Source organism: Rufibacter ruber, assembly GCF_001647275.1.
Taxonomy (GTDB): domain Bacteria; phylum Bacteroidota; class Bacteroidia; order Cytophagales; family Hymenobacteraceae; genus Nibribacter; species Nibribacter ruber_C.
In genome coordinates this window covers 1-10,875 of record NZ_LRMM01000054.1, presented here as the reverse complement: position 1 = coordinate 10,875, position 10,875 = coordinate 1, and the positions used below count along the sequence as shown (strand labels likewise).

At 43.0% G+C, this 10,875-nt stretch carries 7 protein-coding genes; 2 read left to right on the top strand and 5 right to left on the bottom strand.

Annotated elements, in window-relative coordinates:
* Nucleotides 1-112: 112 nt before the first annotated feature.
* The 5 genes from A8O25_RS16885 to A8O25_RS16865 form a co-directional block, all read right to left on the bottom strand.
* A complete protein-coding gene (locus A8O25_RS16885; protein ID WP_066837163.1) occupies nucleotides 113-3,478 on the bottom strand; it encodes a DEAD/DEAH box helicase in 3,366 nt (1,121 codons plus the stop codon).
* Nucleotides 3,475-4,290, bottom strand: coding sequence for a Hachiman antiphage defense system protein HamA (locus tag A8O25_RS16880; RefSeq protein WP_066837160.1), 816 nt, complete (start codon nucleotides 4,288-4,290; stop codon nucleotides 3,475-3,477). The genes A8O25_RS16885 and A8O25_RS16880 overlap by 4 nt, the downstream gene beginning before the upstream one ends.
* A gap of 485 nt (nucleotides 4,291-4,775) precedes the next feature.
* On the bottom strand, nucleotides 4,776-6,389 hold the full coding sequence (locus A8O25_RS16875) for a PDDEXK nuclease domain-containing protein (RefSeq protein WP_066837158.1): 1,614 nt from the start codon (nucleotides 6,387-6,389) through the stop codon (nucleotides 4,776-4,778).
* Between the two features lie 214 nt (nucleotides 6,390-6,603).
* A complete protein-coding gene (locus A8O25_RS24390) occupies nucleotides 6,604-6,924 on the bottom strand; it encodes a GIY-YIG nuclease family protein (protein WP_066837151.1) in 321 nt (106 codons plus the stop codon).
* Nucleotides 6,925-7,210: 286 nt separating this feature from the next.
* Nucleotides 7,211-8,428, bottom strand: coding sequence for a replication initiation protein (locus A8O25_RS16865; protein WP_066837149.1), 1,218 nt, complete (start codon nucleotides 8,426-8,428; stop codon nucleotides 7,211-7,213).
* A 999-nt stretch (nucleotides 8,429-9,427) separates the two neighbouring features.
* Here A8O25_RS16865 and A8O25_RS16860 point away from each other — a divergent pair.
* Both A8O25_RS16860 and A8O25_RS16855 read left to right on the top strand, forming a co-directional pair.
* Nucleotides 9,428-10,192 carry a ParA family protein gene (locus A8O25_RS16860; protein ID WP_066837146.1) on the top strand — a complete coding sequence of 255 codons (765 nt, stop codon included), beginning with the start codon at nucleotides 9,428-9,430 and terminating at the stop codon, nucleotides 10,190-10,192.
* Nucleotides 10,193-10,246: 54 nt separating this feature from the next.
* Complete coding sequence (locus A8O25_RS16855; protein WP_066837143.1) at nucleotides 10,247-10,606, top strand: hypothetical protein; 360 nt, start codon at nucleotides 10,247-10,249, stop codon at nucleotides 10,604-10,606.
* Nucleotides 10,607-10,875 lie beyond the last annotated feature (269 nt).

Sequence of the window (10,875 nt, the reverse complement as noted above, 5' to 3'; positions counted from 1 at the left end):
AAACAGCTTTTATAAAGCACTGGAGCGTAGAATCGGAGATCATCAATATGCCAGTATTCATGGTACTTTCTCTTTTCCGGATGTAATATTAAACCGTTCAAATAAGCGCCACTTAGGACAGGTGAGGGTTCCTTGCCTTCATTCTCCAAAAGTTACTTCCATCTTTAGTAATCCGCTGGAACTGAAACCCTAAATCATTAGCTAAATCATTAAAAGGTAATTCCTTTGTAGACCCCACCTTTATAATTTCTCCATAGTCAGGGCTTACCAAATATGTTTCACCATTTATGGCTTTAGGCAATAGATGGCTGCTATTAACTTTTGTTTGTGGGAAATGAAAACTATTAAAATCTATTGGCCTTCTAGATTTTCTATAAGAGGAGTTCGTCAATTGGTCTATCCATTTTTTAGCAGTAACAGAGCAATGCTCTGAAATTTGTTTGGCACTAGTGACCAAGTGGATATATACATCCCTTACACTCATATCAACTAACTGGCTATCTAGAATTTCGCTCAACTCAATGGAAGATTTTCTTGATTTTATTCCAGCTAGGTAGATCTTCAAAGCTAGTATATTGGGCAATCCTGCCTCCATGAGTAACGCAATCTCTTCGAAGTACCTTGCAAAAGTCTCATACTCAGCCAACTTAAATTTTCTCGAAATGGCATTTATTACCCAAGGCAATGTGTAGCCATAGTAATCATTGCAGATTTCTTGCCCATTTTTAAACGTCTTAATTTCTCTAATTGTAAGGCCCTGTAACCAAGGTTCCCTAACATTATCTATTTCTGCCTCTCCATATTTTGACACTTTACTTTCGACTACCGGTAAATTGACTAGGATTTTCTCAATTGATTCTAAGAATATAATTCTATCTCTGAGACTCTCGTTACTTAGCTGAAAGTCCTCGGCAGTTGTAATCAGCTCTGGCAGTAACTCATCTAATAGCAAAGATGATTTCAAGGGAAGCCCTGTATTTACCAGCCCCTTCCATCTTGTGGGCGAGCCCACCATTCTCAATATACCTTTGTTCCGGTGCTTTAAGAATGAAATCAGCTCTTCTATGCTGATAACTTTTGAGTTTTCGGCCTGGATTGTGGCTAAGGACTCCCTGAAGAAATCATCTATCCAATCCGATGGATCATCAAGCTCATAACTCTTGAAATGGAGATTCAATGCGAGAATGCTGTCGTCCATCAAATCAAAAGCATATTCTATTAACCCAGAGTAATCTTTGCCTCTCGGGTCCTTGAGTTGAGAAAAGTCATTTTCGGCAATTAGCTGTAATAGGTGATCAAAAGGAATACCGCAAGTATCCGCAATATTTTTAATTTCACGCAGTATTATAAAAATACCGCTCTTTGTGTCTTCGTTTGTGTACTTATCAAAGTATTTTTCAAACTGCTTTAAGTCCCTATTGTTTCTCCATTCTTCATCCGTTCTGTCAAGACATACCAAGATTTTCCCTTCATAGTCTACATAGGCCCTCCCCGCCCTGCCTGCTATATTCCAAAAGTCTCTGTGTTCCATTGGCGATCCATTCACCCAGTGGGTTGTAAAGATGACTGTCGATACGCCAATGTTTACTCCCTGTCCAAGGGTACTAGTGGCAACTATGATTGGTGGGCAGCTTGTCCTCATCAACCTTTCCATTATCATCCTTACTTCGGAGGGCAGATCTGCATTATGGCATAAAATCCCAAAATGGGCGTATTCCAAAATTTCGGATTCTTCTCCATATGCTTCATCGCATGCCATGCTAAACGCCTCCCAGTCAGAGTCAGATTGCCATTTAAATGGAACCGCGTCTGGCCCCATTGCTTTAAAAATCGCCTTTGCGTAAGTGAATACAGATTTTTTAAGGCCGACAAAAATGAGTACCGACCCAAAAGCAGAAAGCTTTACTGCGACTGAGGAAACAGCATCCTTCTTATCGCTCGGGTAGTAATAAGTCTTCCCCCTTTTCTGAAAAGCTTCCTGTTTTATGAAACCTTGATTGGATGACGCATGTGCCCCACGCCAATTTATGTTTATCTCTTCTCCGGTCCACTCTATTATCCCGAAACGTTCCTCCGAGGGACGCCACCTGGATGTCACTGCGTTGGAAGTGTCACCTGTAAGCCACCTTGATATTTCGGAGCTGTTTGGGAGAACTGCTGAAAGCAGGAGGATCCTGCCCCCATTTGCATTCATGTGACTTTTAAATTCCTCTATGAGCAACTCATTGCGGATAAACCTTTCTTCGGCACCAAGCAGGTGTCCCTCGTCTATCACCACCATTTTAACACCTTCCACGATCTCAGGGCTTGCCCTTAATATTGCCTTCACCTTCTCCGGTGTTCCAATGATAATGTCTGATTCCTCAATAAGGGCTACATCTATCCTGCTGTATTGGGCACCGCCGTACAGGTGGGTTACCTTGTAGCCCAGGGTGCTAAATGTGAGTTCAAAGGTTTCCTCAATCTCGTAAGCCAAAGATTTATAGGGAGCGATATAGATCACCTTGGCCCCTGGGTTGTTGTTCAGGCAGTGGAATATCCCCAGCTCAGCAATCCTTGTTTTGCCGCTGCTAGTGGGAAGGCTGATTATGGCTCCCTTGTTCCCTTGGTCTAATACTATGGGTAGGGATAATTTCTGTGAATAGAAAAGCTCATAGACGGGGGATTTTCTGAAGGCCAGGCTGACAATGAAGTCGACTATCCTTAAACTGTTATTGTCAAAGTAGGGAGGTAGCAACCTCCACAAAGAACTCTCCCTAAAATCCCCGAAGATGATTCTCAGGAGCCTGACGGTCCACCACATGGATGGTTCATTGTCTATTTTCAAAAGCTCCTCCAAGTCATCCAGGATTCCGATCGACTCATTGAGCCATTCTATGTTGCCAGAGAATATGTACTCTAATAGCAGATTGAAGGATTTTGCCAGTAGTGACGTATATATATTTTTGTCTGTCTCACTCTCCAGACCCGTATCCAAGTCAGTCGCTTCATCTATATAGTTGGTGAGCAGGACCCTGTTTACGAGTTCCACTAGTTTTACAAAGTCCTTCTTTAAGAATAGAGAGATTAGGCTTGCGGCATCAGATTCGAATTCTACCGACTTAAGTAAGATAAAAGACTTTGAGTACTGCCCGCAGGCATAGTAGGCCAAAGAGGATGTGAGCACAAAATACAGGCTGTGATCCTTTCGGTTTGCTAAGGGTGCATGTATGTTCCTTAGAATATTGGCCCCTTTCTCCAAGGGATCAAGGGCAAGTTGATATTCCTTGTTCTCCGCGTACTGACATCCAATCGATATATAGGAAAAAGCAATTGTACTTAGTCGGTCATCAAGTCCTAGTGTGAAATCAGGAAAGTTCTCCTCAGGCTCATTGACGTTGTATAGGATATGCCTAGCATGTGACTCTGCGATAAGGTTCTGCGCAAGTTCATCTTGCTCTATTTTCTGATATACCTGTGTTGCTTTTCCAGTGCTCATATACTGCCAGCTATCTCACCTATTGCCTTATTAAATGCTTCACGGACTAAGCTACAGGGATCTTCAAGGCTCAATGAAAGTAAAACTAGGTTTCCATTATCACAATCACCATGCATATCAATGTAACGACTTGCATTTTCGTTACTTAGTAACAATCCCACATTCACAACAGGGATATCTAAACGATGCATTTCAGCATTTAAGTCTTCTAAACTGTCCGCCAATTCATCATGGCCCTTATCACGCATCACCTGAGCAAGGAAAGGCAGGGAGAGAGGTAGCTTTTTAGTACCGAAACCCTTTGTTATTTCTTTCACGACCGTTTTGTTGGGAGTAGTCCGGAACTTTGCCTCCCCTACTATTATTTTTCTCCTTATATCTTCGCCATCAAGCAATAGTACGTCATCTCCTTTCATAGATTGCTCAATGTTGGTGTTGTAGCGAAGACGGTACACTAACATTTCTAAAAGAGATGTTGATTTTATATATTCCGCTAATATTATCTCCGCACAGTTCCCCCTTTGTGTGATATCTGATTTCGGAAAAGGGCTGTTCTTACTTACAAAGTCCCCATATCCTCTACTGTCCAAGATTGCTCTCTTCCTCTCAAAGCTTTCCCTCTTCCTCCCATCAATATGGTGATTAATGATGTGGTCCTTGATGATTTCCACAGCTGTTTCTCTCGCAAGAGGCTGCTCTAGAAGTTTCCTATGCCTTATTGTTGAAGTGACTGGAAGATCCTCATGCATGAGCCACTCTGAAAAGAAGTCAGGGGCTATTGGGTGGGGGCCAATAAAATCAGTCTGTGTCATTATGCATGTATTATATTAAGAGTCTAGCCCTTATCAAGTAATTTTAGGGTTTTCATGCTCTTGTCCAAACTAATGTATAACAATTTAATAAGGTATCAAGAGAGAGCTCTTTTTAATCAATATGCAAAAAGCCCCTAAACCAAATATGACCTAGGGGCTTAACTATTGGCTGAGATTTGCCGGTTGCTTTGATGGAAAGGTCCACATGGTAATACCACCAGGGCTAACTACCTTTACTAACATATCATCCGCTTGCCAAAGCGCGGCCAGCCGTTGAATTTCAACTTTTAATACTTTTCCTTGGGATGCCGCAGTGGTGTATCTCCCGTCAGTAGATTGGTCAAGAAATAGGCTGTTACTTTCTCCTCAAAACCCATCCTCCCCCACCAGCCTGCTTTGTGGCTGCGGTCTTTTTGTCTTGTTCCCTGAAACAGCACTCGATTTAGCATTCTGGCTTTCCCCTAGCGGTTTACAAATAATAGCATTTACTTCATCCTTTCTATATGAAGCATTAAGTCTCCTACCACTTGTTCGCACCACTTTGCAGCCAACTTCTGCAGCTCAATTTCCGTCCATTCTTGGTGGTATAGCCTCTCCTCCCATATCTCGTCTTGGCTAGGTCCTACCGCATATTTATAAGTATAAAGAGCGAAGTTCAGGTCCTTGTATATGCTGAACGCTTTGGTCCCTCCTTTTTTGAAGCCTTCTAGCCTTATATTGAGGCCGATCAGATTTACGTTCTCGCGGCCGAGGGTTTCCTCCAGATCCCCTATTGTGTAATCTGCCTTGGATGTGCTGTTCACCCGTCTTGTCAGCCAGAAGTCCTTGAACAGGGGGATCACTTCCCCGAGGCTTTTACTGATCAGAGCTTCTAGCCTTGGTAGCAGCTCCCCGAAAATCCAGAGTATTGATTCTTTGTCCTTCCCTTTCTGTACCTCCTCGCTCTCCATGGAGTTCAACAGCCCCTTCAGCTGCCGGATCTTAAGGTCCAGCGGGCTCTCCTCAGCCGGGATTCCCTTCTCAAGCTCCTGCTCTAGGTCTTCGATGGTTGGGAGTTCCCCTTTGAGCTCCTCAGGGACGGCGTGCAACAGCCTGTACTCAGCCACCCCGAGCGGGGCCGACATGTTCCTCAGCGAGTACTCCACCACGACTCTGTTCGGGGTCTTGCAGAGCAGTATCCCGATGCTCGAGTTGTCGCCCGGCTGGCGCAGCTGCGCGTCCACCGCATTCAGGTAGAAGTTCAGCTTGCCTGCGAATTCCGGCTGGAACTCAGTCACCTTCAGCTCGACCACCACATGGCACCGGAGCTTGGTGTGGTAGAGCAGGATATCCAGGTAGAAGTCATCCCCGTTGATGTTCAGCCGGTGCTGCCTGCCCATGTAGGCGAAGCCCTGGCCCAGCTCCAGCAGGAACTTGGTGACCTGGCCCGCCAAAGCGTCTTCCAGGTCCCTTTCCCGGGCCTGTGGCCCAAGGGTGAGAAAATCAAAGTTGTAGGGATTCTTGAGGGTCTCCGTTGCTAGGTCTGCCTGGGGCTTCGGCAGGGTCAGGGCAAAATTGTTCAGGGTCTGGCCCTGCCTTTGGTATAGCCTGCTTTCCATTTGGTGGAGCAGCACCGCCCGGGACCAGCCGTAGCGGATCGTTTCACTCACGTAGAAGAGCGCTTCCTTTACGTCTAAGCACTTGGTAACGATCTCCCGGTTATGACCCCATGGGATTAGTCCCACAGCCTGTGGGACTAACTCCTGGCTCAGGTCCAGGTGGGCAATCCCGCTTAATTGCTTTGTTAATTGCGGTACAACCTCCTGGGCGGGGCTATAGAAGAGGTACCATTTCTTGATATAGAACAGGTTGGTCCGGGAGAAACCCTTCATCTCGGGGAATGCGGAGCTGAGGTCCTTGGACAGTTGGTCGATCAAAGCCTCCCCCCAACTCGCCTCCTGCTGTTTCGCTACGATCTCCTTCCCCAGCTGCCAGTATACCAGGATCAGCTCTGTATTAACCCTTACAGCAGCCTTCAGCTGGGCAGCCTGTATTCTTCCCTTTAGATCAGCAAGCCAGGATTGGTAGGCCCCCCTTTGGCTCAGTTCAATGTCCATCATGTGTCTTGGATTCCATAGACTGCAGAAGTATTAGCTTACTGCAGAGAAAGTAAATATAAGGCCAAGGACTGATTTAACCTTCTACCTACTCCCCTTTGGAATTCCTTACATAAAATGAAGATCAGCTTAGGTTATCACTGCGCCTGATTATCCTTTTTGATTTGGTAGTAGCAGAACCTTTTACAACCGGTCGTTCAAGAGAAGTAACCATACATCAGAAAAGCTCCAATTGAGTAGCCTGGCAGTAACGACTGTTGAACTTAGGTTTGAGCACCCGAATCAAGTGCTTCTCCAGCTTTAGAACTGTCTTCTTGTCGGAGTGCTCCTGTAGGCAGATCACCGATTCATTACTGCACTTGTTTTTGTGCTTGACAATCCTCCAAAAGATGTTGCTGGTCTCCCCTACGTAAACACAGGTTCCTGTAGTATAGATCAGATAAAGAAAATACGAATTGTTATTCTTTGTATAACGTAACTGCTTATACTTCTTGAACACCTCTTCCTTACTGTAATTTATGAACTCGCCTGGAAGCATTTAGTTGACTTATTTTAATTAATACAAAGCTATGGATTGGTTCTTCTTTAACTAGAACGGCTAATACACATAAATGTTAAAACATCTCTAAATTAGTTATATATACTAAATAATATAAAACTTCTATTGTTTTTATATATGTTAGAAATTATAACATATATAAACAATAGAAGTTTTATAAGTTAGATGCTACGACGATAAGAAGCACAAAGTGGGTGTGATTAAAAGCAATGTACCACCATCTGGTAAGAGTCCCCTATGATGATAGTACTTGCTAAAAGGTTTACTATTTCTCGATCCAACCTTCAGGCTTAGGTTTTCTTGTCCAATCTAACCACCTCTCACCTCTGATGTCAAGCTTGCGCTTCTTCACCAAGGCAGGTTCGATATTAACCCAAACAACAGCTAAGGATTTCTTATCATAGTACATCTCCTGGTTGATGTACACCAACAAATTAGCAAGATCTACAGCCTGTGTCACAGCTCTGTAAGCCTTGTCTTCTTCAAAATGATACTTCAACATTCTGTCATAGACTATCTTCTGATTAGGTGTTAAGCCATCCAGCTGTGGTGAAGATACCTGTTTTGGCTTTGGCTTCTCTTCTGGTTGCTCGAGGACAATATTAGGCCGTAGTTTGAAGGTAACATACTTAACACTCCTTCCACCCTGCTTATCTGCTTCAAAGTCAAAATCCAATAGTTCAGCCTCTTTGAGCTCTGTCTGTGCAGTCTTCAGAATCCGCTTCTTGAAGTTATCAAACTCCGCATACTTTAAGACTTTAACCTTTGGTTTAACGGAGAGGATCTGCACACTAGTCGGTTCCCCAAACAAGTTCAACTCAGCAGACTTAGGTTTGATGATTCTCACTGGTGCAGCATCTTCAATCACATCGAGACCTAGCATCAACCTGAATTCTTTGTAGTCAACCTTGAAAGTCTCAGGAATCTTACCTTTACTCTTATCAATGTTCATTTTGATGAACATGTAAATACGGTACGCCTGAATTGTTTTGAGAGACAGAAGCTTAGTCAGCTCAGCTTGAGTGTAGTTCCCGTTGAGGTTAATAAGAAACTGCTTCAGGTCAGGATTGATTCTGGTGACAATGTACTTAGAATCTTCAGTGTACTTCACCGTTGGGAAAATGGTGTACGCCTCATACTGACGTTTGGTACCCTCCCCGTCTTTAACAAGTTTCAGGATCTTAATATCGACTTTCTGTAGTTCCTGCGCTAGTTTTACTGTATTTCTATAGTTCTTGCCACCTTCCCCACTGTAAAGGGCTTTGATAGGGATTTTCACAGCGGTTAAGTCTTTGTCTTTTTTATGAATATGGCCAACAGCATAGACAAAGGCTCTTAGCTGTACAGTGCTCATATCAAAATAAGCATTGATCAGATCATTGGACTGAGTGACTATGCTATGAGGGTTCCTAAGAGGTACTAGGTCTGGGATTATGGGTTGAAGCTCTGATTCACTCCACTCAGGTAAGGTGTCTTCTTTCATTAGTCTGAAGTTCAGGTCAACCAAATATACGTACAAAAGATATATGTTGTACGGCTATAAGATTTGTAGCTATTAGACTTCTGATATTGGGAAAGTGTACGGGTGTTTGGGAAAGTGTACGGGTGTTTGGGATTCTGTACCCCTTCGCCTGGGATTCTGTACCCCCTAATTTGGGAAAATGTACGGGTATGTTGGGATTTTGTACCCCTTTATTGGGATTTCGTACGGCTAACTGCTTGTATCTTTAATATAATCAGCTAGTTAATCCCCCTAATACTTATAAATAGATATTAATAGGGAATAAAAGAATAGGTTTCACTTCTCTTTTTGGAAGTATATAAGGTAGGAAAATAACTAAAATGTAGTAAGAATGCTCTTAAATAGTAAAAATAAGGTTAACCTATTTGGGATTTTGTACGGGTATAAAGGCAGATTATGTTTGAAAAACTGCCTTTTCAAGCAGGAATAAAGGTTTTTAGGTTTGGGCATCTGTACGGCTATGGGATAAAGCCCTCACTTATAATAAGAAAATTACAGGAGTAGCAACGGTGAGCATTAATTGGACATGCCCCTGAACGTGTTAAGCTACCAAAGTAAAATAAGCGAACCATAAGATCATTATACCCTTCTCTTTGATTTCTGTTCAGATTTGAGAATGCCATGGCTTAAAACCTAAAACAAATTCCTGCAATAAGATCAAGGCCAGTGTCAAGGTAAACTTGTGGTGTTATAGGCTGCCTTGCTCCTTTCCTGCTGAATAAATCTTTTGGCCGGGTTTCACCTCAGATCTATTTTGCTAATCATATATAGTATATAATAATCAATTACTTACATACTGATAGCACGAACCATCACTAATGGACTAATAACATATGTTAGACATTTTTTATATATTATAATTTATTTATTTTATAACAATGTTAGAAATGATGAAATGACTAACATTGTTTTTATATATAGCTAGTCTATATTTGCTAATAGAACTAACAGAATTAACATATGACCATAATTACGGTTATGAACAATAAGGGTGGGGTAGCCAAGACCGTCACGGCGATCAACACAGCTGCCTACCTGGCAGCACTGGAGACAACTAAACGAGTGTTGCTTATTGATTTCGATGCGCAGGCTAACTCTACAGGTGCCACCATCGGTGAAGCTGCAAACCATGTGGGTGAATGGTTGGTAGGGGAAAAGCAGTACAGTGAAGTAGTAATGAAATACATGGACAAGTTTGATGTACTGCCAGCCAAACGCGCATTGGATACTTATGCCAAAGCAATAGGTGCTGAACAGGACTACCAGTTTATTTTAAGGGAAAGGATGGAAGAAGACGGGTTTGAAACAATATATGACTACGTAGTGATCGATAACGCACCATCCTTAACGACATTAGCTTACACTACCTTTATTGCGGCTACACACGTGTTGATACCCACGGCTCCAGAGGAGTTCAGCATCAGTGGTATTACTAATATCCTGCAGACTGTAGCTAATGTACGCAAGCGCTACAATCCTGCTTTGACAGTTGCTGGTATATTCTTTACCAAGTATCATTCGTCTTACAGATCCCGAATTGACTCCGACATGGTGGCTGGTACTCGTGAGGCCTATGGAGACTTGGTCATGGAGTCCACCATACGGAACAACGTGTCTGTCAAAGAGGCAATGGCATACAAGCAACCGGTGTTTACTTATGCCTCTGAATCTGCTGCTGCACATGATTATAGGGCAATGGTACAAGAGCTGTTAACAAGGCTATAGCTTCTAACATTTATAGTTGTAATAACGCTTATTTTAAAGTTATAACCTTTAGATATGGTAGAGAAGAAGAACTTCAGGAATATAGCAGTCAAAACTGCAACTAGTGGGTTTGATGCTGAAATGATGGGTGGGGTAGGAGAGATGCCCTCAGAAGGTACACCCGTAAAAGATCTACCAGAGCCAGAGCAACTGCAGGCAGCTGATCCCAATGAGCTTAAGCCATTTGCTACCAGGCTTCCGGTTTGGTTGATCCAGAAGATGCAACAGCACCAGTATTGGAACAGAGAAAGTATTATGGACACTGTCATCAATGCAGTAGAAGTATACCTGGCGAATAACCCTGATGCAGATAAACCGCTTCCAGCCGCAGTAGCTGCAAAGAAGAAGAGCAGAAAGAAAAGAACTGCAAAGTAGAAAGAATAGATTCTCTACGACTATTAAAACCTGAGTCTAACATTTGTCGCTGCCATACAGGTGGAGCTTATTCCGCTATGGTGGGGTAATGTTGGACTTAGGTTTTTTCCTTATTATGCAGGAAGTGTTTAAGAGTTCCTTACAGTCTTTCAGTTGGCTCATTATTGAGCCGTGCGCGACCCAGAGCATTAGGAAGGTAGAGTGCTGGTAACTAATCGGTCTAAACGGGAATAAGCAGGGCAACTTCATTCCAGGAAAAGATAGTAAGG

Bases quoted from the DNA above. Each gene is read 5' to 3' on its own strand.
- A8O25_RS16885 (WP_066837163.1), bottom strand. From the start codon at position 3,478: ATGAGCACTGGAAAAGCAACACAGGTATATCAGAAAATAGAGCAAGAT.
- A8O25_RS16880 (WP_066837160.1), bottom strand. From the start codon at position 4,290: ATGACACAGACTGATTTTATTGGCCCCCACCCAATAGCCCCTGACTTC.
- A8O25_RS16875 (WP_066837158.1), bottom strand. From the start codon at position 6,389: ATGATGGACATTGAACTGAGCCAAAGGGGGGCCTACCAATCCTGGCTT.
- A8O25_RS24390 (WP_066837151.1), bottom strand. From the start codon at position 6,924: ATGCTTCCAGGCGAGTTCATAAATTACAGTAAGGAAGAGGTGTTCAAG.
- A8O25_RS16865 (WP_066837149.1), bottom strand. From the start codon at position 8,428: ATGAAAGAAGACACCTTACCTGAGTGGAGTGAATCAGAGCTTCAACCC.
- A8O25_RS16860 (WP_066837146.1), top strand. From the start codon at position 9,428: ATGACCATAATTACGGTTATGAACAATAAGGGTGGGGTAGCCAAGACC.
- A8O25_RS16855 (WP_066837143.1), top strand. From the start codon at position 10,247: ATGGTAGAGAAGAAGAACTTCAGGAATATAGCAGTCAAAACTGCAACT.